Raw genomic sequence first — 22,536 nt, forward strand, 5'->3', positions numbered from 1 at the left:
CGGCGCGCAGGATTTCTCTTACCGCGGCATCCTGCCCCAGGCCGTGCTCGAGCAGCAGCCAGCCGCCGGTCTCAAGGTGCCCGGCGGCGGCGCCGGCGATCTGCCTGATCGCCCGAAGGCCATCCGCACCCGAGACGAGCGCCGTTCGCGGCTCGAAGCGAAGGTCGGGCAAGTGCGGGTCGCCCTCGGCCACGTAAGGGGGGTTGGCGACGATGAGGTCGAATCGCCGGCCGGCGAGCGGCTCGAACCACAGGCCGTGGCGAAAATCGACCTCGAGGTCGAGGCGCGTGGCGTTGCGCTGCGCGACAACCAGCGCCGCTGCGCTGGCCTCGACGCCCACGACCTGGGCGTTCGGACGGTGCTTCTTCAGCGCGAGCGCCACGGCGCCGCTGCCCGTGCCCAGATCAAGCGCCGAACGGAAGGGCCGCTTCAACGCCAGGTCGACCAGCAGCTCCGTTTCCGGCCGCGGGATCAGCACCGCCGGGTTCACCGCGAGATCAAGACCGTAGAACTCCTTGTGGCCGACGATATACGCCACCGGTTCACCCGCTTTTCGCTTCTCGATGAATTGTCGGAACCGGTCTTCGACTTCCGAAGCGAGTGCGCGTTCCTGGGAAGCGACGATCGCTGCTTGCGAAAAACCCGAAGCCTCGGCCAGAAGAATCCGCGCTTCGCGCGAATCGATTCCGCTCGCCTTCAGCGCGTCCCCAACCGTCAAGCGGCTTCTTCGGCGAGCTGCGCGAGCTGCTCGGCCTGCTGCTCGGCCGACAGCGCGGAGACCAGCTCGTCGAGCTCGCCGTCCAGGATGCGGTCGATCTTGTAGAGCGTCAGGTTGATGCGGTGGTCGGTGACGCGGCCCTGCGGGTAGTTGTAGGTGCGAATCCGCTCGGAACGGTCGCCGGAGCCCACCTGGCTCTTGCGGCTTTCGGCGCGCTCGCTGTCGAGAGCGGTGCGCTTCTGGTCGTAGAGGCGGACCTTCAGCTCCTTCAGCGCCCGGGCGCGGTTCTGGTGCTGCGATTTTTCCGAGGAGGTGACCACGATGCCGGTGGGGATGTGGGTGATGCGCACGGCGGAATCTGTCTTGTTGACGTGCTGGCCGCCGGCGCCCGAGGAGCGGTAGGTGTCGACGCGGATGTCGGCGTCGTTGACCTCGATCTCGACGTCCTCGGGCTCCGGCAGGACGGCGACGGTGGCGGCGGAGGTGTGGATGCGCCCGCCGGCCTCGGTCTGCGGCACGCGCTGGACGCGGTGGACGCCGCTTTCGAACTTCAGCCGGCCGAAGACGCCGTCGCCGGTGACCGAGGCGATGACCTCCTTGTAGCCGCCGGCGTCGCCCTCGGAGAGGCTGTCCACCTCCACCCGCCAGCCGCGGTCGGCCGCATAGCGCTGGTACATGCGGAACAGGTCGCCGGCGAACAGCGCCGCCTCGTCGCCGCCGGCGCCGGCGCGCACCTCAAGGATCGCCGAGGCGTTCTCGTCACGGTCCTTGGGGGCCAGCAGCAGGGCCACGTGGCGCTCCAGGTCGGGCAGGCGGGCCTTCAGCGCCTCCAGCTCCTCGCGGGCGAGCCCGGCCATGTCGGGATCGCCGGCCCGGGCCATCTCCTCCAGCTCGGGGGCCTCGGCGCGGACGCGCTCCAGGGCCTGGACGGCCTCGACCACGGGCCTGAGTTCGGCGTGCTCCTTGGAGAGGCGGACGATCTCGGCGCCGTCGGAGGCCGCGCCCATGCGGGCCTCGATCTCGTGGAAGCGGTTGCGCACCTGGTCGAGCCGGGCCTGGGGTAGTCGCACTTACGGGGTCTCTCGCGGGACGGGCGGGCCATCCTCTAGCCCCCCGCCGTCCGCTTGCCAAACGCCGCGCACGCGCGCCACCCTCAGGTTCCGGCCAAGGAGGTGAGCCATGTATCATCAGGGCGCCCGCGATCTGCAGGACCGGTTCGGCAGCCGGGCGCTTGCCGACCGGCTGGAGGAGAAGCTGCGGCGCGAGGCCTTCACCGAGGACGACGCGGCCTTCATCGCCGGACAGGGGTTCTTCTTCCTGGCCACGGCGGATGCGGAGGGGCGGCCGGACTGTTCGTTCAAGGGCGGCGCGCCGGGGTTCGTGCGGGTGCTGGCGCCCGACCTGCTGGTCTGGCCGGACTACGACGGCAACGGCATGTTCCGGAGCCTGGGGAACCTGGCGGTCAACCCCTGCGTGGGCCTGCTGTTCATCGCCATGGGGGAGGCGCCGAAGCGTCTGCGGGTCAACGGGCGGGCGAGCCTCGCCTTCGACGACCCGCGGATGGCGGAGACGCCGGGCGCGCAGCTGTTGGTGAAGGTGACGCCGACCGACATCTTCCCCAACTGCCCGCGCTACATCCCGCGCACCGAGACGCTGGAGCTCTCGGAATACGTCCCCGCCGCCGGCGCTCCGCCGGTGGAGCCCAAGTGGAAGAGCTTCGAGATGTTCCGCGACGTCGTGCCGCCGCGGGCCAGACCTTAGGCCCTGACGCCGCTCAAGGGGGCGTTGCCGAAGGCGCCCAGCTTGACGTTGCCGCTCATGGTGTCGCCGGCCACCTTGGCCTCGAACTCCAGGGTCATCGGCATGGGTTGGGTGATCTGCATGGACCAGGACAGGGTATCGCCGTCGACCTTGCCGGAGATGGTCTGGTCGCCCATGCGGCCGCTGGTCTCGCCGGTGAAGCTGTCGCCGCTGGTGGTGATTTTCGCCGCCACCTCCTGCGGGCCCATGGGCGTCGAGATGGTGATCTTCCAGTTGCCGTCGGCCGACATGTCGCTGTTCCCCTCCAGGGTGGGCGGCCACCTAACCAAGGCCCGCAGGCGGGCGCAAGGGGCTGGCCCGGGCGCCGCTTAAGGGAAGCCGAAGCTTACGCGGCGGCCTTGGCGGCCGCGGCTTCGCGGTCGAGCTCGGCGGCCTTGGCCTCCACCAGCTCGACGATGTGGTCGACCATGCGGCCGTTGTCCATCTTGTGGTCGGGCTTGCCGGCCAGGTAGACCATCCCCGCGCCCTTGCCGCCGCCGGTGAAGCCCACGTCGGTCATCAGCGCCTCGCCCGGGCCGTTCACCACGCAGCCGATGATCGACAGGCTCATGGGGGTGGAGACGTGCGCCAGGCGCTGCTCCAGCGCCTCCACCGTGGCGATGACGTTGAAGCCCTGCCGGGCGCAGGAGGGACAGGCGATGATGTTGACGCCCCGGTGGCGCAGGCCCAGCGACTTGAGGATGTCGAAGCCGACCTTGACCTCCTCCACCGGGTCGGCGGCCAGGCTGACGCGGATGGTGTCGCCGATCCCGGCCCAGAGCAGGGAGCCGATGCCGATGGAGGACTTCACGGTGCCGGTGCGGATCGCGCCGGCCTCGGTGACGCCCAGGTGCAGCGGGCAGTCGATGGCCTCGGCCAGCATCTGGTAGGCGGCGACGGTCATGAAGGGGTCGGAGGCCTTCACGCTGATCTTGAACTCGTGGAAGTCGTGGTCCTGCAGGATGCGGGCGTGGTTCAGCGCGCTCTCGACCATGGCCTGGGGGCAGGGCTCGCCGTAGCGCTCGAGCAGCTCGCGCTCCAGGGATCCGGCGTTGACGCCGATGCGCATGGAGCAGCCGTGGTCGCGGGCGGCCTGGATCACCTCGCGCACCCGGTCGGGCGAGCCGATGTTGCCGGGGTTGATGCGCAGGCAGGCGGCGCCGGCCTTGGCGGCCTCGATGGCGCGCCTGTAGTGGAAGTGGATGTCGGCCACCAGCGGCACGCCGGCCGCCTTGACGATGGCCGGGAAGGCCGCGGTGGATTCCTCGTCCGGGCAGGAGACGCGGACGATGTCGGCGCCGGCCTCCTCCAGGGCGCGGACCTGGGCGATGGTGGCCGCCGCATCGCTGGTCAGCGTGTTGGTCATCGACTGGACGGTGATCGGGGCGTCGCCGCCCACCTCGACGTCGCCGACGCGGATCTTGCGCGAGACGCGCCGCTGGATGGCGCGCCAGGGGCGGTGATGGGCGGGGTCCTGGCCGGTCATGACCGGGAGAACCTAGTGGGTTCGGACGACAAACCCAAGATGGCTCGGGGCGGAACGCCTTCCCTCCCCATGATGGGGAGGGATGCAGAGGTCATTGCGCGTACTTGCCGACGGGGGTCTGGCCGGTGGGCAGGACGCCCTTGCTCTGGCCGGCGGCGAACACCTGGAAGGAGTCGGCTTCCGACACGTCGACGGTGAGGCCGGGCAGCGACGGGGCGCGGTAGGATTCGCCGGCGGCGAGCTGGCGGGCGAAATAGACCGTGCCGTCGGCGCCGTGGACGATGATCGAGGCGGGCTTGCGGGCCTGCAGGGTGACCGTGGAGGCCTCGGCCGCCGGGGCGCCGTAGACTTGGCCGTGGGCGGTGAAGGTGGCGGGCAGGTCGGGCGCCGCGGGCTCGGGCTTCTTCGCGGGCGCGGGCGACGGGGCGGGCGCGCCGGTCTCGGCGGCGGCCTTGGCCGCGGCGGCCTCGGTGGCCTCGACCAGGCCGGGCGTCTCGTAGGGCGGCGGCGTGGTGGATTCCACCGGCGCCGGCAGCGGCGCGCCGAGCGCGACGGCCACGGACGGGGCGGCGGCCGGATGCGCCACCGGGGCGACCGGAGCTGCGGCGGCCACCGGCGGCGACCTGGGCGCCTGCTCGGTGAACACCCGCTGGGCGACGTTCCAGATGAAGATGGCGGCGATGATCAGGGCGCCGGCGACGCCCACCAGCATCAGGCGCGGGTCGCGGCCCTCCTGCACGCCCGACGGCTCGTGCAGGGACTGGTCGGGGGCGGGCTCCTCGGCGCGGAAGCGCGCGACGGCGGCCTCGCCGTCCAGGCCGAGCTCGACGGCGTAGGCCCGGATGTAGCCGATGGTGAAGGGACGCGAGGGCAGGGCGTCCAGCCGCATGTCCTCGATCGCCGCCAGATAGGCGCGGCGGATGCGGGTGCCCTGGGCGACGTCTTCCAAGGACAGATGCTTGAATTCGCGCACTGCGCGCAGGGCGGCGCCAATATTCGCGCCAGAGGCGAGAGTCGGGATCAAGGTTTCGAGCGGCGCTGGCGCCTCTCCTCCCTCAGGACGAAAATCAAGTTCCGTCAGTCCGCCAGTATCGAGCGGCATGGCTGCTCACCACCCTGGATTAGGCGCGGCGAAAACCCCGCGCGGCGACGCCTGGACCCGAGGCTCACGGGGTCGTGAACGCAAGACTGTGGATAACACGCTAGCATACGGGATTCAATGCGCTATTCGGTCACGCTCAAGCGTTGCGGCTATATCGAAAGGTAGAGTTTGCGCGCCAAGGTTTCGATTTCGTTTCGAACGGAGCCCCCGGTCGCTTTGAGCAGACTCGAAACGCCGCGCCTGGCCGCTTCCCGGTCACATGAGAGCACCATCTGCTTGACGGCCCCGACCCCCGTCGGCGGCATGGAAAGCCGGTCGAAGCCAAGGGCCACCAGGGCGAACGCCTCCAGCGGACGGCCGGCCATCTCGCCGCACACCGAGACGGGTGTGCCGGTCTCGGCGCAGGCCTCCTGGATGGCCGCGAGCGCGCGGAGCGCCGGCGGCGAGAGCGGGTCGTAGCGGTCGGCGACCCGTGCGTTGCCGCGGTCGGCGGCGAACAGGTACTGCATCAGGTCGTTGGTGCCGACCGAGACGAAGTCGGTCATCGGCAGCAGTGCGTCGAGGTGCCACACCACCGAGGGCGCCTCGATCATCGCGCCCACGTCGAGGCGCGACGGCGCAGGCCGGCCGCGGCGCTCGGCCCAGGCCAGCTCGGTGTCGACCAGGGCGCGGCCGGCGCGGAACTCGTCCACCGTCGCCACCAGGGGGAACATGATCCGCAAGGGCCGGCCCCGGGCGGCGGCGATCAGGGCGCGGAGCTGCAGGCGCAGCAGGGCGGGGCGGTCGAGACCCATGCGGATGGCCCGCCAGCCGAGGGCCGGGTTGTCCTCGCGCTCCGCCTCCAGGTAGGGCAGCACCTTGTCGCCGCCCAGGTCCAGGGTGCGGAAGGTGACCGGCATGCCGTCGGCGGCGTCCAGCACCCGGCTGTAGAGGGCGGTCTGGGCGTTGAAGCGCGGCAGCTCCTCGGCGACCATGAACTGGAACTCGGTGCGGAACAGGCCGATGCCCTCGGCGCCCGTCTCGCGCAGGGTGTCGAGGTCCACGTCGAGGCCGGCGTTCATCAGCAGCGTGATCTTCGCCCCGTCGCGGGTGAAGGCCGGGGTGTCGCGCAGGCGGGCGAACTCGGCCCGCCGCTGGGCGCGGACCTCGATGCGGGCCTGGATGGAGTTCACCACGTCCGGGCGCGGGCGCAGGTAGGCCTCGCCGGACTCGGCGTCGACGATGACGGGGTCGCCCTCGGACACGCGGTCGCGCAGGCCCATCAGGCGGCCGACGCAGGGGATGTCCAGGGCGCGGGCGACGATCGCCGCGTGGCTGGCCGCCGAGCCCTCTTCCAGCAGCAGGCCCTTCAGCCGGGTGCGGTCGTACTCCAGGATGTCCGCCGGGCCCAGGTTGCGGGCGATGAGGATGGCGTCGTCCGGCAGGTCGCGGGCCACGTGGCCGTCGCCGGCCAGGTGGCGCAGCAGGCGGTCGTTGAGGTCCTCCAGGTCGTGCAGCCGTTCGCGCAGGTAGGGGTCGCGGGCGGCGCCCAGGCGGGCGCGGTGCTCGGAGCGCACGCGCTCCACCGCCGCCTCGGCGGTCAGGCCGTTGCGGACCGCATCCTCCAGGCTGCGGTTCCAGCCGCGGTCGTGGGCGAACATCCGGTAGGTGTCGAGCACCTCGTAGGAGGCCTCCACCAGGCCGGTCTGGCCTTCCAGCAGGCCGTCGATCTGGGCCTGCAGGGCGGAGACGGCGGTCTTCAGCCGCTCCTCCTCGGCCGCCACGTCGTCGGCCAGCAGCTGCGAGGGGGCCATCGGCCGTTCGTGCAGGATGGCCACCCCGAAGGCGATGCCGTCCGCGAACTTGGCGCCCTTGAGCCGTTCGGGCTTGTGGGGCGCCAGCTCGACGCCCTTCATCTCGGCCTCGGTGATCAGCTCGCCGCCGGCCACCATCTCGGCCAGCACCATGGCGATGATCTGCAGGTCCTCGACCTCGTCGTCGGTGTAGACCCGCTCGGTGCGGTTCTGGACCACCAGCACCCCGATGGCGCGGCCGCCGCGCAGCAGGGGGACGGCCAGGAAGGCGTGGTAGGGGTCTTCGCCGGTCTCCGGCCGGTAGGAGAAGGCCGGGTGGTTCGGCGCGTCGGCCAGGTTCAGCGGCCGGGCGATGCGCATGGTCTCGCCCACCAGGCCCTCGCCGGGCTGCATGCGGGTGACGTGCACGGCGGAGGGGTCGAGGCCCTCGGTGGCGAACAGCTCCATCTCGCCGGCCGCCCGGCGCATGTAGAGGGAGCACACCTCGGCGACCATGGAGCGGGCGATGATGCGCACCACCATGTCGAGGCGCGTCTGGGCCGGACCGCCGCCGGCCAGCGCCTCGCGGATCTGCCGCAGCAGGCTGCGCTGACCTCGAATGGCGATACTCGGGGTGGCCACGGCCGCTCCCCTCCCTCTGACCTCCCTGTTTGCTAGCAGCTTTGCGCGGCGGAACAGAGACGAGAATTCGATATCCCCGGCGGTTTGATCCGGGACCGGGCGCCGCAACCGGAATCTGCAGCCGGGGTCCGCGGCAACGCGTGCGCAGGGGGCCTTGCCTACGTCATGTGCGGCCCAGGCTCGCGCGCCGACATCGCGCACCGACATAGAGGCAGAAAGGCTCGGCCGCCTGTCGGGCCTTCCAGGAGCGCGCCCTCTCGTCTTCAGGGTCGGAGATCGGGCAATTAGGTTCGTGGACGTCCCTGAGCGGCAGTCTCCGCAAGGTCACCGCGATTTCGGCCTATTTCTGTCCTGGTTCAAGCGCGTGCTTTCAGCCTCCGACTAAGTGGCCCGAGGCCCGACAGGAGGTCGTTGGGCTCTTTGTCCGCGACGGGTCGGTCCGCGCTCTGGCGGCGCGCGTGGAGGCGGACGTTGGCCTCTTACGTCTCTCCAGCGTGTCGCCAGCCGCTCTCAGATCCTCCCCCAGCGCGAAGCGCGGCAAGGGGGAGGTGGCTCGCGGCGTAGCTGCGAGACGGAGGGGGTTGACGCCCATGGCGCCCGCCACTTTGAGCCAGCGCAGGATTTGCTGGGCTTGCGCCATGGATGCGCCGCGCACGACTAAGGACCGGGCCAAGGACCTTCGCCGGGGTATGAGCCTGCCGGAGGTGCTGCTCCGGAAGGCGCTGAAGGGCCGCAAGCTTTCGGGTCTGCACTTCCGCAAGCAGCATCCGGTGGGCCCCTATGTGTTGTATTTCTTCTGCGAGGCCCGACGGCTCGCGGTCGATGGGGGGAGCCATAGCCTTGGAGACCGGCCCGGTCGCGACGAGCGCCGCGACGCCTGGCTGCGCGACCGGGGGATCGACACTGCGGCTGAGCGCCTCGCTTATCCTGGAGGACGTGGACGATGCGACCCGCACCATCCTAGGGCATCTCGACGACGCGTCCGGTCCTTAGCGCCGGACCGGCGCCGGGGGCTTCAACCCCCTCCGTCACGCGGCTGCGCCGCGCGCCACCTCCCCCTGACCGGGCTGCGCCCTGGGGGAGGATCTGGGGCGTTGCGGCGTCCGCGAGCCTACAGCTGGTCCAGGCCGTAGGCGGCGTGCAGGGCGCGGACGGCGAGCTCGGTGTAGGCGGCCTCGATCAGCACGCTGATCTTGATCTCGCTGGTGGAGATCACCTGGATGTTGACGCCCTTTTCCGCCAGCGCGCCGAACATGGTCTTGGCGACGCCGGTGTGGCTGCGCATGCCGACGCCGATCACCGAGACCTTGGAGACTTCCTCGTCGACGGTGACGTGCTCGAAGCCGATGGCGGCCTGGGCGGCCTTGACGATCTCCAGCGCGCGGGCCGCGTCGCGCTTGCCGACGGTGAACTCCATGTTGGCGGTGTCGGCGGTGCGCGCGTGGCTCTGGACGATCATGTCCACATTGACGTTGGCGTCGGCCAGGCGGCCGAAGATCTCCGAGGAGACCCCCGGGTGGTCCGGCAGGCCGAACAGGCTGATCTTGGCTTCGTCGCGGGAATAGGCCACGCCGCTCACGATCCGCTTTTCCATGATCTCTTCCTCGTCACAGACGATGGTCCCCTGGCCCGGCGCCTCGCCGGGCTCCACGAAGCTGGACAGCACGCGCACCGCCACGCCCTGGGCCATGGCCAGCTCGACGGAGCGGGTCTGCAGCACCTTGGCGCCCAGGGAGGCCATCTCCAGCATCTCCTCGTAGGAGACCTTGGAGAGGCGCCGGGCCTTGGACTCGATGCGCGGGTCGGTGGTGTAGACGCCGTCCACGTCGGTGTAGATGTCGCAGCGCACCGCCTTCAGGGCGGCGGCCACGGCCACGGCGCTGGTGTCGGAGCCGCCGCGGCCCAGGGTGGCGATGCGCCCGTCGCGGGTGACGCCCTGGAAGCCGGCGATCACCGCCACCTCGCCGGCGTCGAGCGCGGCGGCCAGCTTCTCGGGCGGGATGTCGTCGATGCGGGCGCGGCCGTGGGCGTCGTCGGCGATGATCGGGATCTGCCAGCCCAGCCAGGACCTGGCCGGCAGGCCCATGTTGCGCAGGGTCATGGCCAGGAGGCCAGCGGTGACCTGCTCGCCGGAGGCGACCACGGTGTCGTATTCGTCGTCGGAGGGCGCAAGGCCCGCCGCGGCGGCCCCGGCCCCGTCGGTCCAGGCCACCAGTTCGTTGGTCTTGCCGGACATGGCCGAAACCACCACGGCGACGCGGTGGCCGGCCTCGACCTCCGCGGCCACCAGGCGCCCGACGCGCCGGATGCGCTCCAGGTCGGCCACCGACGTGCCCCCGAATTTCATCACCAGCCGAGACACAGCGCCAGGGACCCCCGTTTTGCGAGGCGCTCTTCTAACGGCGCTGCGGCGAGGGGGCAATGGGGGCGCCTTTTCCGGGGGTTCGTGGGTTCGTGGAGCGAAAGACGAGCGACTCGTCGCGGTCCCAGCCTCCCCAAGACGCAAGGTCGAGCGTAGAAGGCGCGCATGACGATATCCAGCATCGATCCGCAGGAGGTGGCGCGGTTCTCCGCGATCGCCGCCGAGTGGTGGGATCCGAAGGGGAAATTCGCGCCGCTGCATCGGTTCAACCCGGTGCGGCTGGGCTTCATCCGGGCGCAGGCGCTGGCGCGGTTCGGGCGCGACGGCAAGGCGCGGCGGCCGTTCGAGGGGCTGCGGCTCCTGGACATCGGCTGCGGCGGGGGGCTGCTCTCGGAGCCCATGTCGCGGCTGGGGTTCCAGGTGACCGGGGTCGACGCCTCGGAGCGCAACATCGGCACCGCTCAGGCGCATGCGGCCGAGCAGGGGCTCGCCATCGCCTACCGGGCGACCACCGCCGAGACGCTGCTGGCCGAAGGGGCGGGGCCGTTCGACGTCATCCTGAACATGGAGGTGATCGAGCACGTGGCCGATCCGGGCCCGTACCTGCGCGACTGCGCGCGGCTGCTGGCGCCCGGCGGGCTGATGATCGTGGCGACGCTGAACCGCACGCTGAAGGCGCTGGCCCTGGCCAAGGTGGGGGCGGAATACGTGCTGCGCTGGCTGCCGGCCGGCACCCACGACTGGAAGAAGTTCCTGAAGCCCGACGAGCTGCGCGGGTTCCTGGCGGACGAGCCGGTGCGCGTCGAAGGTCCCTTCGGCCTGGCGTTCAATCCCCTGAGCGGCCGCTGGTCGCAGGCGGAGGACGCGGATGTGAACTACATGATGACGGTCGCCCGCGACGCGGCGTAAGGATGCGCCCATGACGTCCCTGCGGATCCTTGGCCATGCGTTCCGGGCCTGGCGGCGCAACCTGCGCTGGCGCAAGCATGAGCCCGAGACGACCTACCTGGCGGACCTGCTGTCCGGCGCGCCCGTGTGCCTGCACATCGGGGCCAGCGACGGGCGCCACTCCTATGTGATGACCCAGGTGGCGCCCAAGGCGCAGATCCACGCCTTCGAGCCGTCGGCGTTCGCCTACCAGGTGCTGAAAACCTGCATGAGCTGGCACGGCATCTCCGACCGGGTGATCCCGGTGCACGCGGCGTGCTCCGACCAGGCGGGCGAGATGTTCCTGGTGACGCCCAAGAAGATGTCCGGCCGGATGGGCCGGGCCTACGCCTTCCTGTCGGACACCCAGCCGGACGCGCACGCGCCGGTGCGGCCGGACCTGGAGGACCAGGGCGCCGAGGTGCAGGCCACGCCGGTGGTGACCATCGACGACTATTGCGCCCGCGCCGGCGTCACCCGGGTGGACTTCATCCGGATGGACATCGAGGGCGCCGAACTGAAGGCGCTGGCCGGCGCGCAGGAGGTGCTGGACCGCGACCGGCCGCACGTGCTGGTGGAGATCCACCCCGCCATGCTGGAGGGCCGGTTCGGCGGCTCGGCGGAGGAGGTGGTGGCGCTGTTCCGCTCCCGCGGGTACCGGATGTTCGCGCTGAACGGCGACCGGCTGGAGGAGCGGACCGAGGTGGCGCCGAACCTGCCGTGGAAGGATTATTTCTTCATCCACCCCTCGCGGGCGCCGCGGCTGCCGGACGGGGTGTTCAAGGCCCGCATGGCGGCCTGAGCGGGCCTTGTGGCCCGCGCGACACGCCCCCACGTGAGTTCCGTGGCGAAGCTGTTTCCAGACGAACTCCCGCCGCGCTTCCGGCGTTAACGACGCGAGGCGACGAGGTCTGGGCGGAGGTTGCGGACGTGGCGCGTAAACGGCCGAAGGGATTGCTGGCGGTGGGCTGGGCCTGCCTGGAGAGCGCGGCGCTGGGGCGGCGGGAACACTTCCCGACGTCGGAGTCCTATCCCGACAGCGTGGTGAAGCGGGACTCCTTCCTGGACGGCGGCGGCCACGGATGGCGGATCTCCTGCCTGACGACGCCGCGCGACCGGCCGGCGGCCTGGAAGATCGTGGTGATCACCGGGGCGCCGTCGTGGTCGGAATACTGGGCGCCGGTGCTGGCGGGCCTGCCGCAGGACCGGGAGATGGTGGTGGTGGACCGCCCGGGGTTCGCCAACTCCGAGCCCTTCGACCATGTGCCGGACATCCGGGTGCAGGCCGAGGCGCTGGCGCCGCTGCTCGCCGCCGCGCCGCGGCAGAAGATCCTGCTGGTGGGGCAGTCCTACGGGGCGGCGATCGCGGTGATGATGGCCGCGGCCCGGCCCAAGACGGTGGCGAGCCTGGTGCTGCTCTCGGGCTTCTTCGGCGAGCCGGGGCCCACGGCGCGCTGGCTGCTGGACGTGGGCGCCCGCGCGCTGAAGGTGATCCCGCGCGACCTGCGCAACGCGGTGCTGGAGGCGCGCAACCAGGCGCCGCAGCTGGCCGCCGTGCGCCTGGCGCTGGGGCGGCTGAAGATCCCGGTGCATGTGGTGCATGGCGACAAGGACGACTTCGCCCCCATCGAGATCGCCGAGCGGCTGGTGGCCGAGACCCGCGGCAAGCTGCCGGTGCGGGTCGAGCGGGTGGCCGGCGGCGACCACTTCATCAACGACGGGCCGGTGGAGGCGGTGCTGGCGACCCTGGAGGCCTGCGTGCCGGCGGCGGCGAAGCCGTGGTTCCAGTGGCCGAAGCCGCCGCTGCTGCAATGGCCGAAGCCGCGTCCGCCGCAGGGCGTGGCCCCGGCTTAGCGGGCGAACGCGCCCACCGCGACGGCGAAGCCCGCCACCACCGCCCAGGGCGGCAGGCGCACCACGGTCAGCAACAGGAAGGCCGAGACGGCGAGGGCCGCGTCGGCGGGCGAGCGCACCGCGCCCGTCAGCACCGGGTCCCAGAGCGCGGCGGCCAGCAGGCCCACCACCACGGCGTTGACCCCGGCCAGGGCGCCGCGGGCGCCGGGGCGGGCCTTCAACCGGTCCCAGAACGGCAGGACGCCCAGCACCAGCAGCAGGCTGGGCAGGAAAATCGAAACCAGCGCCACGCCGCCGCCCGCCCAGCCGCGGGGCGCGAAGGTCTGGCTGGCGCCGACGAAGCCGGCGAAGCTGAACAGCGGGCCGGGCAGCGCCTGCACCGCGCCGTAGCCGGCCAGGAACGTATCCCGGTCGAGCCAGCCCGGCCCCACCACCTGGCTCTCCAGCAGCGGCAGCACCACGTGGCCGCCGCCGAACACCAGCGCGCCCGTGCGGTAGAACACGCCGGCCAGCGCCAGGGCCGGGTCGTGCCGCGCCAGCAGCGGCAAGCCTATGAGCAGGCCGGCGAACAGGGCCAGCGCCAGGACCGCGCCGCGGCGGCCGCGGGGCGGGACGGCGTCGGGCGCGGCGGACGGCTGGACCGTCCTCAGGAAGGCGAGGCCGAAGGCGGCGCCGGCCAGCAGGGCGCAGACCTGCGGCGCGGGGCCCGGGGCGAGGATCAGGCCGGCCGCGCCGCCGATCGCCATGCCGGCGGTGACGGGCCGGGCGGCGAGGGTGCGGGCCATGGCGACCAGCGCCTGGGCGACCACGGCGGCGGCGGCGATCTTCAGGCCGTGGATCCAGCCGCCGCCCCAGTGCGCGCCCAGCGACGGCGCGGCCTGGGCGAAGGCGATCATCGCCAGGCCCGCGGGCAGGGTGAAGCCCAGCCAGGCGGCGAGCGCCCCGGCCAGGCCGGCGCGGCGCAGGCCGATGGCCATGCCGAGCTGGCTGGAGGCGGGGCCCGGGAGGAACTGGCAAAGGGCGGCGAGGTCGGCGAAGGCCGCGTCATCCAGCCAGCCGCGGCGCTCCACGAAGGCGCGGCGGAAATAGCCCAGGTGGGCGACCGGGCCCCCGAACGCCGTCAGCCCCTGTCCGAGGAAGGCCAGGAACACCTCGAGCGTGCGTCTCGGACGGGATGGGGGTTCGGACATGGCCTTTGCGCCGGGGCGGCCTCTCCTTGCGGGAGGCCGAGGCCGGCGTCGACGGAATTCCGGGCGCAGCCTGAAAAAGCCTTGGCCGGCCTTTCGCCGCGACGCTAAGGCTGGCCGCGACCCCGTCCGCCCAGGCCGGGCGCACGCCAGGGAGCGCGACAGATGAAGGCCGCCGTACTGCGCGAAGTGGGCAAGCCGCTTCAGATCGAGGACGTGCAGATCGACAAGCCCGGCGCGCACGAGGTGCTGATCCGCACCAGGGCCGCCGGCGTCTGCCACTCGGACCTGCACTTCATCGAGGGCCTTTGGCCGCACCCGCTGCCGGCGGTGCTGGGCCATGAGAGCGCCGGGGTCGTCGAGGCGGTGGGGGCGGAGGTCGCCAGGGTGAAGCCGGGCGACCACGTGATCACCTGCCTGTCGGCCTTCTGCGGCCACTGCGAGTTCTGCCTGACCGACCGGATGAGCCTCTGCGTCTCGCCGGAGACCCGGCGCAAGGCCGACGAGCCGGCCCGGATCACCCAGAACGGCGCGGCCATGCCGCAGTTCCTGAACCTGTCGTCCTTCGCCGAGCAGATGCTGGTGCACGAGCACGCCTGCGTGGCGATCCGCAAGGACATGCCCTTCGACCGCGCCGCCCTGATCGGCTGCGGGGTGATGACCGGGGTGGGGGCGGTGATCCTCACCTCCAGGGTGCGGCCGGGCGAGACCGTGGCGGTGATCGGCCTGGGTGGCGTGGGCCTGTCGGCGGTGAACGGCGCGGCGATCGCCGGCGCCGGGCGGATCATCGCCATCGACATGTCGCCCTCCAAGTCGAACCTGGCCAAGGCCTTCGGGGCGACGGACTTCATCTGCGCGGCGGAGGCCGACCCCGTGAAGACGGTGCTGGAGATGACCAAGGGCGGGGTGGAGCACAGCTTCGAGTGCGTTGGCCTGACCAAGACCTGCGAGCAGGCGTTCGGCATGCTGAAGCGCGGCGGGACGGCCAATGTGGTGGGCATGGTCCCGGTCGGCCAGAGCATGAGCCTGCCGGGCACGGCCTTCCTGGGCGGCCGGCGGATCCAGGGCTCGATGATGGGCTCCAACCGCTTCCCGGTGGACATGCCGCGGCTGGTGGACATGTACATGGCCGGCAAGCTCAAGCTCGACGACATGGTCTCGCGCCGGATCAAGCTCGCCGAGGTGAACGACGCCTTCGCCGAGATGAAGACCGGGCAGATCGCCCGCTCGGTGATCGTGTTCGACTGAGGCGGGCTCAGCGCAGTCCGGCGGGGACGTCGGCCTGGGCCAGGCGGGTTTCGCCGGCCTGGCGGGCCAGCAGGCCGTCGATGCGGGCCTTCTGGCTGCGGAAGGCGGCCAGTTCGCCGCCGGCCAGGACCGTGCCCTGGGGAACCTGCGCGCCGATGGGGTTGACGCGGGCGCCGTTGAGCCAGACCTCGTAATGCAGGTGGGGACCGGTGGCGAGGCCGGTGGCGCCCACATAGGCCACCACCTGGCCCTGGCGGACGCGCAGGCCCGGATGGACGCCCGGGGCGTAGCGGGAGATGTGGCCGTAGCCGGTGTCCCAGCCGCCGGCGTGGCGGATGCGCAGCCAGTTGCCGTAGCCGCCCCAGCGGCGGGCCTCCAGCACCACCCCGTCGCCGGCCGCCAGGATCGGCGTGCCGGTCCCGGCCCCGAAGTCGACGCCCTGGTGGGCGCGGGTGTAGCCCAGCACCGGATGGCGGCGCATCCCGAACAGAGAGGTGATCCGCGCGCCGTCCACCGGGGTGCGCAGCAGGAAGCCCTTGATGGTCTTGCCGGCCTCGTCGAAGTAGTCGACGTCGCCGCCGGCGCGCGCAAAGCGGTAGAAGCGCACGCCGTGCAGTTCGGCGTATTCGAGGCCGCCGACCTGCACGGTGCGGCCGCTGTCGGTGACCTGCCGGTCGAACACCAGCTTGAAGTCGTCGCCGGCCTGGATGTCGCGCTCGAAGTCCAGCTTGTGGGCGAACAGCTTCACCACCTGGGCGGTGATGGCCGGCGTGGCCCCCAGCTTCTCGGCGCTCTGGTACAGCGAGCCTTCGATGTCCCCCTGGGCGGCGACGGTGTCGTCGTGGACCTTCTCGTCCAGCTCGCGCAGGCGCAACGCTCCGTCGAAGGTGCGCGACAGGGTGATGGCGGTGGTGGGGCCGATGCGCAGCGACAGGCCGATCAGCCGGGCCGGGCCGCGGCGGCCGCGCGGGTGGGCGACGGCGGCGTCGAAGGCCATGCCGGCCTTGATATGCACGGTGTCCATGGCCTCGGCCAGCATCTCGACGGCCTGGCGGGCCTCGTCGCGGCCGACGCCGGCGCGGCCGACGGCCGCCTCCAGGGTCTCGCCGGGGAGGATGGCGACCGGGATCCTCTCGGGCCGGACGAAGCCGGGCTGGGCCTCGGCGCGGGTGAAGACGTCGTGCTGCAGGGCGGCGATGGCGGCGGCGGACGGGGCCGGCCGCGCGGGCTGGACCGGGTGGCCCAGGAACGACTTGGCGGCGAAGGCCAGGGCGGTCAGCGCGCCGGCGGCCATCAGGATGCGCGGCGCATAGCGGACGGCCTGGCGGCGCGGATCGAACTCCTGCATGGGGTTCCCCGAAGATTTTAGGTGAATCAAGACTTTAATGGCTCGCCGAACATGGTCCGCCAACATGGTTAACGAGAAGTTGCCGGCGGGCCGCCCGGCGATTTGCCGCAGGCCGGGAAAGCTCTTCGCCCCTCGATGGGGACGGGCTCTACAGCAAGCCCAGCACCAGGTCGGCGGGGCGGCAGAGGGCGGCGCCCTTGGGGGTCTCGACGATGGGGCGGTTGACCAGCTTGGGGTCGAGGACCATCGCCGCGATCAGGGCCGCGTCGGAGGCCGAGGGATCGGTCAGGCCCAGGGCGTCGGCCTCGGCGCCCTGGACGCGCAGGATGTCGCGGGCCGAGACGCCCATGCGCTGGATGAGCCGCTCGAGCTGTTCGCGGGTCCAGCCGGTCTTGAGGTACTCCACGACCTTGGGTTCGACGCCCTTCCCGCGCAGCAGGGCCAGGGTGTTGCGGGACGTGCCGCAGGCGGGGTTGTGGTAGATGACGACGTCGCTCATGGGACCGGTTTACGCGATGGCGCGGCCCAAGTCAGCCGTTCGGCGCCGGTGACGATCGTGGAATCCGACGTGTCGAAGGCCATGACGTCGGCGGGCCTGGGCGGCAGGCGCCGGGCGTCGGGCGGCCAGGCGGGCGTCTGGGCGGCGTAGCGGACGGCGATCGCCCCCGGGCCTGCGGGACGGAAGGCCAGCACGAGGCCGTCCTGCGCCGCCCGCCAGCGGATGCGGCCGGTCTGGCCCGGGCGTGCGAGCAGGCGGACCGGGCGGCCGTTCAGCGTGACCTCGCTTGCCGGCGTGTCGGCGACCAGCTCCAGGACCAGGACGTCCGCGCCGGGCGGGGGGACGGCGTGCAGCACGACCCTGCCGTCGGGCGAGGGCCGCAGGGTCAGGGCGGGCGCGGCGGCGGCGATCGGCCGGGCGGGCGCGGCGTCGACGGGGCGACGGAACAGGGGCGGGGCGGGGCGCGCGGCGACCGCGCCGCCGTCGGCGCGCAGGACGGCGTCGGACCAGGCGGGGCGGTCCGGCGTCAGGCTGAGGCGCAGGGCCCGGCCGCTCGTGCGGTCCTGCAGGTAGGCGACCTGGGAGGCTTGCGGATGGCGCGGGCTCCAGGGGTCGAGGACGCGCACGGCGGCCAGGACCGCCAGGCCCGCGAACAGCACGCCGACCGCGACGAAGGGCGTGCCGGCCACGTCGCGGTCCGGCTGGGCCAGCGGCCAGACGACGATGGCGGCCAGCCAGACGGGGATGGCGAGCAGCTCCGGCGCGTCGAGGCCCAGGTAGAGTCCATGCACCAGGCCGCCCAGCCAGCCCAGGCCGAGCGCCGCGGCGACCAGGACGACGATGCGGTTGAGCCGGCTGCGCGCCGTCCAGAGGCCCGAGACTGCGGCGAGCGCTGCGGCCAGCAGGGTCGGCCAGGCGGCGACCAGGGCGGCGGCCGGCGCCGCGACCTGCAGCGCGACGCCGGCGGTGAGGCCCGTGGCGATCAGGCCGGCCCAGGCGCCGGGAGCCCCGGTGGGTCGGCGGAGGGCGAGGGCGGCGACGGCCAGGGCCGCGGCGCCCAGGACCAGACAGGCGGGGTCGAAGCCCGCGACGAAGGCGCCGCCCAGCCCCGCCGCCAGGGGAACCAGGGCGATGCCGCGGCGGCCCCTGGCGAGCTCGGCGGCGGCGTAGAGCAAGAGGCCCAGGCCGAGCAGCACGAGGGCGGTCTCGAAGCGGTCGGCCTGGGCGAGCAGCCGGCGCTGCTCCAGAAAGCCGAAGCCGGCCCCCGCCGCGCGGCGGGCGGCGCGCAGCAGGGCCGCCCCGGCCAGCAGCAGGAACAGGCCGGCCCCGGCGCCGCGCAGCCCGTCGCGCCAGGACAGCGCGCCGGCCTTGCGGGCCCGGACGCATCCAAGCGCCAGCAGGGCCGCGGCGGCCGCCAGAACCGCCCAGCCCACGGGGGCCGGATAGGCCAGCACGTAGCCGCCGGGGAGCTGGTTGTAGACCTGGTCCGGCGCGGGGCCGGGCAGGGCGGGCGCCTGGGCGGCGGCGGCGACGGCGGCCAGGGCCTGGCCGCCGATGTCCTGCAGCGAGCCCTGGTCGAGGCTCGCAGGCGTCGAACTGGCGGAGTGGTAGTCGAACTGGCGGCCGATGAAGGCGAAGTTCAGCCCCCGCAGGCCGGCGGCGCGGGCCACGGTGAAGTCGGTCTCGTTGGGCATGAGCCGGTAGAGATGGACCGCCAGCGAGCTGGAACTGGGGGAAGACACGGCGCGGCGGAAGAGGTCGACGGTCCCGCCGTTGTCCGGTCCGGTCTCGAACATCCGCGCCCGTCCGCCGCCGCCGCGGGCCTCCAGGTTGACGACGAAGCCGAGACGCCCGGCGAGCGGGTTCTCCGCGAAGAAGGCGCGGGCGCCCAGCAGGTTCGCCTCCTCGCCGTCGGTGAGCGCGACCACCACGTCGCGGCGCAGCAGCCCCTGGGCCTTCAGCGCACGCACCGCCTCCAGCACGGCGGCGACGCCGGCCGCGTCGTCGGCGGCGCCGGGCGAGCTGGGGACGCTGTCGTAATGGGCCATCAGGGCGACCGCCGGCAGGGCCCGGTCGCGGCCGGGCAGGACGCCCACCAGGTTCTCGACCCGTCCGCCGACGATCCCGGACCGGGCGTCCCCGGCGGCCTGCACGGCGACATCGGCGCGCTGCACCCGGGGGGCGAGGCCGAGCGCCGTCATGCGGCGCAGCAGGTGGCCGCGCACCGCGGCGTTGGCGGGGGAGCCGACCGGGTGGGGCGCGCGGGCGACGACCTCGACGTCGGCCAGGGCGCGGCCGGCGGAGAAGGCGGCGGCGGGCGCGTCGCGGGATGCAGGATCAGGCGGGCGCTCGCCCCGCCAGGCGATCAGGGCCGCGGCGATCAGGCAGGCGGCCAGCGCGAACGTCCGTCCCATGGCGCTCCCTAAAGCCCTGCCAGCAGAGACCGCAGGCGTGCGCGCGGCAATGGCTTTCATCAACGAAAACGCCCGCCGGTTGGGCCGGCGGGCGTTCAGGACGCTAGGAAGGACTGTATTGTTATGCGGCCGCCTGGGCTTCGTGGGGGTCGCGCAGCACGTAGCCGCGGCCCCAAACGGTCTCGATGTGGTGCTTGCCGTCGGCGGCGGCGGCCAGCTTCTTGCGAAGCTTGCAGATGAAGACGTCGATGATCTTCAGTTCCGGCTCGTCCATGCCGCCGTAGAGGTGGTTCAGGAACATTTCCTTGGTCAGGGTGGTGCCCTTCCGCAGGGAGAGCAGCTCCAGCATCTGGTATTCCTTGCCCGTCAGGTGGACGCGCATGCCGTTCACTTCCACGGTCTTGGCGTCGAGGTTGACGGTGATGTCGCCGGTGCGGATCACCGACTGGGCGTGGCCCTTGGAGCGGCGGACCACGGCGTGAATCCGGGCGACCAGTTCATCCTTGTGGAACGGCTTGGTCATGTAGTCGTCGGCGCCGCCTGAGAAGGTCTTGACCTTGGTGTCGATCTCAGCCGTGCCGGAAAGAATCATGATCGGCGTGTTGACCTTGCCGACTCGCAAGGTGCGCAGCACGTCGATACCGCTCATGTCGGGCAGATTCAGGTCCAGGAGAATGAGGTCGTAGTCGTAGATCTTGCCCAGATCCACCCCTTCCTCGCCCAGGTCCGTAGTATAGACGTTGAAACCTTCGGACTTGAGCATCAGTTCGATGCTCTGCGCTGTGGCGCTGTCATCCTCGATCAACAGTACGCGCATCAGCACCTCCATGGACACATGCCGGTCAAATTCCGCCGATATCTCGGAATCCGGCCCAACCCTCACCGCAATGTTGCCGGCGAGTTAATTTAAGACTGGTTAATAGTGAAAGCCCTCTGAGCGAATCGTTAACCCGATGCGGATTCCGCCACAAGGCGCGCAGGCGGGGCGCCGAGTCGCACCCCCGATGAATCTTTCGTGATCGCAGGTCGCGGCGCAAAACGGCGCGCACGCCGAACGTCCGATCGGCTAGAGGATCGGCTAGAGGAAAAGGAACGCCGCCCGCGGCTTGGCCGTTAGGCGAACCAGCCCCGATACGCTCTTGAGGAGTCGTCCATGCCCGCCAAGCTGAAGCCGTTGTCCCGACAGGTGCTGGTGGTCACCGGGGCCCTCTCCGGGGTCGGACTGGAGACGGCGCGGCAGGCGGTGAAGGCGGGCGCTGCGGTGGTGCTGACCGCCCGCGACGAGGCGGGCTTGCGGCGTCTGGCCGCGGAGCTGGGCGCCGGCGGAGGCCGGGTGCACCCGGTGGCCGGCGACCTGACGGACCTGGCCGAGGCGGCGAAGGTCGCCCGGGCGGCGGCGGCGCGGTTCGGCGACATCGACACCTGGATCAACAGCGGCGGCGAGGGGGGGCACCTGGCGGCGGTGAACGGCTCCGAGGCCGCGGCGCAATATTTCGAGGGCCGCCGGAGCGCCGGGGCGGTCGTGAACGTCGGCGTCGCCCCCTCGGAGACCAAGGGCTTCACCGACAGCCTGCGCCGGACGCTGCGACACTCCAGGACGCCGGTTTCGGTGACCCTGGTGCGGCGGTCGGCATCGCCCCCGGCGGTGGCGCGCGCGGTGCTCTACGCGGCGCAACATCCGGTGCGGGACCTGGGCGTGGGCTCCCGCGGACGGAAGCTGACGGCGGCGGAGGCCAGCCTGGTGGTGGGGGTGGGCGCCCTGGCGCTGGCGGCGGCCGCGGCGTTCCTGGCGCGCGGCGCGATCGGCGCGCGGGCCAGGCCGGCGATCGCCCGTGCGGTGCGCCCGGCGCTGATGCGCGCTGCGGCGCGCCGGCCGGTGAGCACGGCGCGGCTGGCGGCGCGGCATCCCCGGCAGGCGCTCAGGCTGATCCGCGCCCTGCGCTGACGGGCTGCGGCCTGGATGTCGTCGCGGGCGCCTGCCTTCTCCCGCAAGGGGAGAAGGATATGGCGGGCGGGCGCTGATCTTCATGGGCGGTTAAGGGCGTTCGGCGGACTCTGCGGCCTCGCTTTCCCCGAGGCCGTCCTTGCGCAATCTCGTCGCCGCCGTCGAGCGTCTCGATCCCCTGACCGTGTCCGGCCGGGTGGCGGCGGTGAACGGCCTGCTGATCGAGGTGCGCGGCGGCCTGACCCGGCTGGCGGTCGGGGCCCGCGTCGAGGTGACGCGGCTTGGCGAGGCGCCGCTGGCCGCCGAGGTGGTGGGCTTCCGCGAGACCCGCGCCCTCTTGATGCCCTTCGGCCCGGTGGAGGGCGTGGCGCCCGGCGCCGAGATCCGCATCGAGCCGGCCGGCTCGGCCGTGCGCCCCACGCGGGCGTGGCTGGGCCGCGTGGTCGACGCCTTCGGCCAGCCCATCGACGGCAAGGGGCCGCTGCCGCAGGGGCTGGCGGCCTATCCCCTGCGCAGCCCGCCGCCGCCGGCCCACGCCCGCGGGCGTGTGGGCGGTCGGCTGGACCTCGGCGTGCGGGCGATGAACGCCTTCACCACCTGTTGCCGTGGCCAGCGGCTGGGGGTGTTCGCGGGCTCCGGCGTCGGCAAGTCGGTGCTGCTCTCCATGCTGGCCAAGAACGCCGACTGCGACGCGGTCGTCGTGGGCCTGATCGGCGAACGGGGCCGGGAGGTCCGCGAGTTCATCGAGGAGACCCTGGGCGAAGAGGGGCTGAAGCGCGCCGTCGTGGTGGTGGCCACCTCCGACGAACCCGCCCTCAAGCGCCGCCAGGCCGCCTACATGACCATGTCGGTGGCCGAATTCTTCCGCGACCAGGACATGGAAGTCCTGTGCATGATGGACAGCGTCACCCGCTTCGCCATGGCGCAGCGCGAGATCGGCCTGGCCGCCGGCGAGCCCCCCACCACCAAGGGCTACACCCCCACGGTCTTCACCGAACTGCCGAAACTCCTGGAGCGCGCCGGCCCCGGCCCCGTGCGACCGGACGGCACCACGGCGGGGCCGATCACCGCCATCTTCACCGTGCTGGTGGATGGCGACGACCACAACGAGCCGATCGCCGACGCCGTGCGCGGGATCCTCGACGGCCACATCGTCATGGAGCGCGCCATCGCCGAGCGCGGCCGCTTCCCGGCCATCAACATCCTGAAGTCCATCAGCCGGACCATGCCGG

20 protein-coding genes are annotated in these 22,536 nt (G+C 72.2%); 8 read left to right on the forward strand and 12 right to left on the reverse strand.

From position 1 onward, the window contains the following. Positions 1 to 718: peptide chain release factor N(5)-glutamine methyltransferase (prmC, locus tag VGL30_RS11450; protein WP_331540021.1), on the reverse strand; the 718-nt coding region annotated here is incomplete at its 3' end. Beyond that, positions 715 to 1,788, reverse strand: a complete 1,074-nt coding sequence (gene prfA / locus VGL30_RS11455) for a peptide chain release factor 1 (protein ID WP_331540023.1) — start codon at positions 1,786 to 1,788, stop codon at positions 715 to 717. The genes prfA and prmC, both read right to left, overlap by 4 nt. Positions 1,789 to 1,897: 109 nt before the next feature. On the opposite strand from prfA, the gene VGL30_RS11460 reads away from it, so the two are divergent. Next, positions 1,898 to 2,479: a pyridoxamine 5'-phosphate oxidase family protein gene (locus VGL30_RS11460; RefSeq protein ID WP_331540025.1), complete on the forward strand. Its 582-nt coding sequence runs from the start codon at positions 1,898 to 1,900 to the stop codon at positions 2,477 to 2,479. On the opposite strand, the gene VGL30_RS11465 is transcribed toward VGL30_RS11460, so the two are convergent. From VGL30_RS11465 to ptsP, 4 genes are all read right to left on the reverse strand, one after another. After that, complete coding sequence (locus VGL30_RS11465; protein ID WP_331540027.1) at positions 2,476 to 2,769, reverse strand: hypothetical protein; 294 nt, start codon at positions 2,767 to 2,769, stop codon at positions 2,476 to 2,478. The genes VGL30_RS11460 and VGL30_RS11465 overlap by 4 nt on opposite strands. 95 nt (positions 2,770 to 2,864) lie before the next feature. Next, on the reverse strand, positions 2,865 to 4,004 hold the full coding sequence (gene ispG / locus VGL30_RS11470) for a flavodoxin-dependent (E)-4-hydroxy-3-methylbut-2-enyl-diphosphate synthase (protein WP_331540029.1): 1,140 nt from the start codon (positions 4,002 to 4,004) through the stop codon (positions 2,865 to 2,867). A 91-nt stretch (positions 4,005 to 4,095) separates the two neighbouring features. Beyond that, positions 4,096 to 5,106, reverse strand: coding sequence for a helix-turn-helix domain-containing protein (locus VGL30_RS11475; protein ID WP_331540031.1), 1,011 nt, complete (start codon positions 5,104 to 5,106; stop codon positions 4,096 to 4,098). 149 nt (positions 5,107 to 5,255) lie between these two features. Further along, positions 5,256 to 7,520, reverse strand: coding sequence for a phosphoenolpyruvate--protein phosphotransferase (ptsP, locus tag VGL30_RS11480; protein WP_331540033.1), 2,265 nt, complete (start codon positions 7,518 to 7,520; stop codon positions 5,256 to 5,258). Positions 7,521 to 8,209: 689 nt separating this feature from the next. Here ptsP and VGL30_RS18830 point away from each other — a divergent pair. Next, positions 8,210 to 8,653 (forward strand): endonuclease domain-containing protein, encoded by a 444-nt coding sequence (locus tag VGL30_RS18830; protein WP_414694982.1) that lies wholly within the window; start codon positions 8,210 to 8,212, stop codon positions 8,651 to 8,653. Here the strand turns inward: VGL30_RS18830 and VGL30_RS11485 are convergent. Beyond that, positions 8,632 to 9,882 carry an aspartate kinase gene (locus tag VGL30_RS11485; protein WP_331540035.1) on the reverse strand — a complete coding sequence of 417 codons (1,251 nt, stop codon included), beginning with the start codon at positions 9,880 to 9,882 and terminating at the stop codon, positions 8,632 to 8,634. The genes VGL30_RS18830 and VGL30_RS11485 overlap by 22 nt on opposite strands. Before the next feature lie 165 nt (positions 9,883 to 10,047). Here VGL30_RS11485 and ubiG point away from each other — a divergent pair, with 165 nt between their 5' ends. The 3 genes from ubiG (at position 10,048) to VGL30_RS11500 (ending at position 12,663) form a co-directional block, all read left to right on the forward strand. Then, positions 10,048 to 10,791: a bifunctional 2-polyprenyl-6-hydroxyphenol methylase/3-demethylubiquinol 3-O-methyltransferase UbiG gene (gene ubiG / locus VGL30_RS11490; protein WP_331540037.1), complete on the forward strand. Its 744-nt coding sequence runs from the start codon at positions 10,048 to 10,050 to the stop codon at positions 10,789 to 10,791. Between the two features lie 10 nt (positions 10,792 to 10,801). Continuing rightward, positions 10,802 to 11,611, forward strand: a complete 810-nt coding sequence (locus tag VGL30_RS11495) for an FkbM family methyltransferase (RefSeq protein WP_331540039.1) — start codon at positions 10,802 to 10,804, stop codon at positions 11,609 to 11,611. A 128-nt stretch (positions 11,612 to 11,739) separates the two neighbouring features. Beyond that, the gene (locus VGL30_RS11500; RefSeq protein WP_331540041.1) at positions 11,740 to 12,663 is read left to right on the forward strand and encodes an alpha/beta hydrolase; all 924 of its coding nucleotides are present in this window, start codon (positions 11,740 to 11,742) and stop codon (positions 12,661 to 12,663) included. On the opposite strand, the gene chrA is transcribed toward VGL30_RS11500, so the two are convergent. Beyond that, positions 12,660 to 13,853 (reverse strand): chromate efflux transporter, encoded by a 1,194-nt coding sequence (gene chrA / locus VGL30_RS11505; protein ID WP_331540043.1) that lies wholly within the window; start codon positions 13,851 to 13,853, stop codon positions 12,660 to 12,662. The two genes, VGL30_RS11500 and chrA, sit on opposite strands and share 4 nt — an antisense overlap. A gap of 162 nt (positions 13,854 to 14,015) precedes the next feature. On the opposite strand from chrA, the gene VGL30_RS11510 reads away from it, so the two are divergent. Further along, entirely contained in the window at positions 14,016 to 15,098 is a 1,083-nt protein-coding gene (locus VGL30_RS11510; RefSeq protein WP_331540045.1) for a Zn-dependent alcohol dehydrogenase, read from the forward strand. Positions 15,099 to 15,105: 7 nt separating this feature from the next. On the opposite strand, the gene VGL30_RS11515 is transcribed toward VGL30_RS11510, so the two are convergent. The 4 genes from VGL30_RS11515 to ctrA all read right to left on the reverse strand — a co-directional run bounded on the left by VGL30_RS11515 (position 15,106) and on the right by ctrA (position 20,176). Next, positions 15,106 to 16,446 carry a M23 family metallopeptidase gene (locus VGL30_RS11515; RefSeq protein WP_331540047.1) on the reverse strand — a complete coding sequence of 447 codons (1,341 nt, stop codon included), beginning with the start codon at positions 16,444 to 16,446 and terminating at the stop codon, positions 15,106 to 15,108. Positions 16,447 to 16,594: 148 nt separating this feature from the next. Then, positions 16,595 to 16,945: an arsenate reductase (glutaredoxin) gene (gene arsC / locus VGL30_RS11520; RefSeq protein WP_331540049.1), complete on the reverse strand. Its 351-nt coding sequence runs from the start codon at positions 16,943 to 16,945 to the stop codon at positions 16,595 to 16,597. Beyond that, positions 16,942 to 19,359, reverse strand: a complete 2,418-nt coding sequence (locus tag VGL30_RS11525; protein ID WP_331540051.1) for a M20/M25/M40 family metallo-hydrolase — start codon at positions 19,357 to 19,359, stop codon at positions 16,942 to 16,944. The genes arsC and VGL30_RS11525 overlap by 4 nt, the downstream gene beginning before the upstream one ends. A 121-nt stretch (positions 19,360 to 19,480) precedes the next feature. Next, complete coding sequence (gene ctrA / locus VGL30_RS11530) at positions 19,481 to 20,176, reverse strand: response regulator transcription factor CtrA (RefSeq protein WP_331540053.1); 696 nt, start codon at positions 20,174 to 20,176, stop codon at positions 19,481 to 19,483. Positions 20,177 to 20,512: 336 nt separating this feature from the next. On the opposite strand from ctrA, the gene VGL30_RS11535 reads away from it, so the two are divergent. Continuing rightward, entirely contained in the window at positions 20,513 to 21,304 is a 792-nt protein-coding gene (locus VGL30_RS11535) for an SDR family NAD(P)-dependent oxidoreductase (RefSeq protein WP_331540055.1), read from the forward strand. Positions 21,305 to 21,443: 139 nt separating this feature from the next. After that, on the forward strand, positions 21,444 to 22,536 hold a 1,093-nt coding region (locus VGL30_RS11540), incomplete at its 3' end, for a FliI/YscN family ATPase (protein ID WP_331540057.1).

This window comes from Phenylobacterium sp., from assembly GCF_036502675.1.
GTDB lineage: Bacteria > Pseudomonadota > Alphaproteobacteria > Caulobacterales > Caulobacteraceae > Phenylobacterium.

Bases quoted from the DNA above. Each gene is read 5' to 3' on its own strand.
- VGL30_RS11535 (WP_331540055.1), top strand. From the start codon at position 20,513: ATGCCCGCCAAGCTGAAGCCGTTGTCCCGACAGGTGCTGGTGGTCACC.
- ubiG (WP_331540037.1), top strand. From the start codon at position 10,048: ATGACGATATCCAGCATCGATCCGCAGGAGGTGGCGCGGTTCTCCGCG.
- ctrA (WP_331540053.1), bottom strand. From the start codon at position 20,176: ATGCGCGTACTGTTGATCGAGGATGACAGCGCCACAGCGCAGAGCATC.
- VGL30_RS11525 (WP_331540051.1), bottom strand. From the start codon at position 19,359: ATGGGACGGACGTTCGCGCTGGCCGCCTGCCTGATCGCCGCGGCCCTG.
- arsC (WP_331540049.1), bottom strand. From the start codon at position 16,945: ATGAGCGACGTCGTCATCTACCACAACCCCGCCTGCGGCACGTCCCGC.
- chrA (WP_331540043.1), bottom strand. From the start codon at position 13,853: ATGTCCGAACCCCCATCCCGTCCGAGACGCACGCTCGAGGTGTTCCTG.
- VGL30_RS11460 (WP_331540025.1), top strand. From the start codon at position 1,898: ATGTATCATCAGGGCGCCCGCGATCTGCAGGACCGGTTCGGCAGCCGG.
- VGL30_RS11515 (WP_331540047.1), bottom strand. From the start codon at position 16,446: ATGCAGGAGTTCGATCCGCGCCGCCAGGCCGTCCGCTATGCGCCGCGC.
- VGL30_RS18830 (WP_414694982.1), top strand. From the start codon at position 8,210: ATGAGCCTGCCGGAGGTGCTGCTCCGGAAGGCGCTGAAGGGCCGCAAG.
- VGL30_RS11465 (WP_331540027.1), bottom strand. From the start codon at position 2,769: ATGTCGGCCGACGGCAACTGGAAGATCACCATCTCGACGCCCATGGGC.
- VGL30_RS11495 (WP_331540039.1), top strand. From the start codon at position 10,802: ATGACGTCCCTGCGGATCCTTGGCCATGCGTTCCGGGCCTGGCGGCGC.
- ispG (WP_331540029.1), bottom strand. From the start codon at position 4,004: ATGACCGGCCAGGACCCCGCCCATCACCGCCCCTGGCGCGCCATCCAG.
- VGL30_RS11475 (WP_331540031.1), bottom strand. From the start codon at position 5,106: ATGCCGCTCGATACTGGCGGACTGACGGAACTTGATTTTCGTCCTGAG.
- VGL30_RS11510 (WP_331540045.1), top strand. From the start codon at position 14,016: ATGAAGGCCGCCGTACTGCGCGAAGTGGGCAAGCCGCTTCAGATCGAG.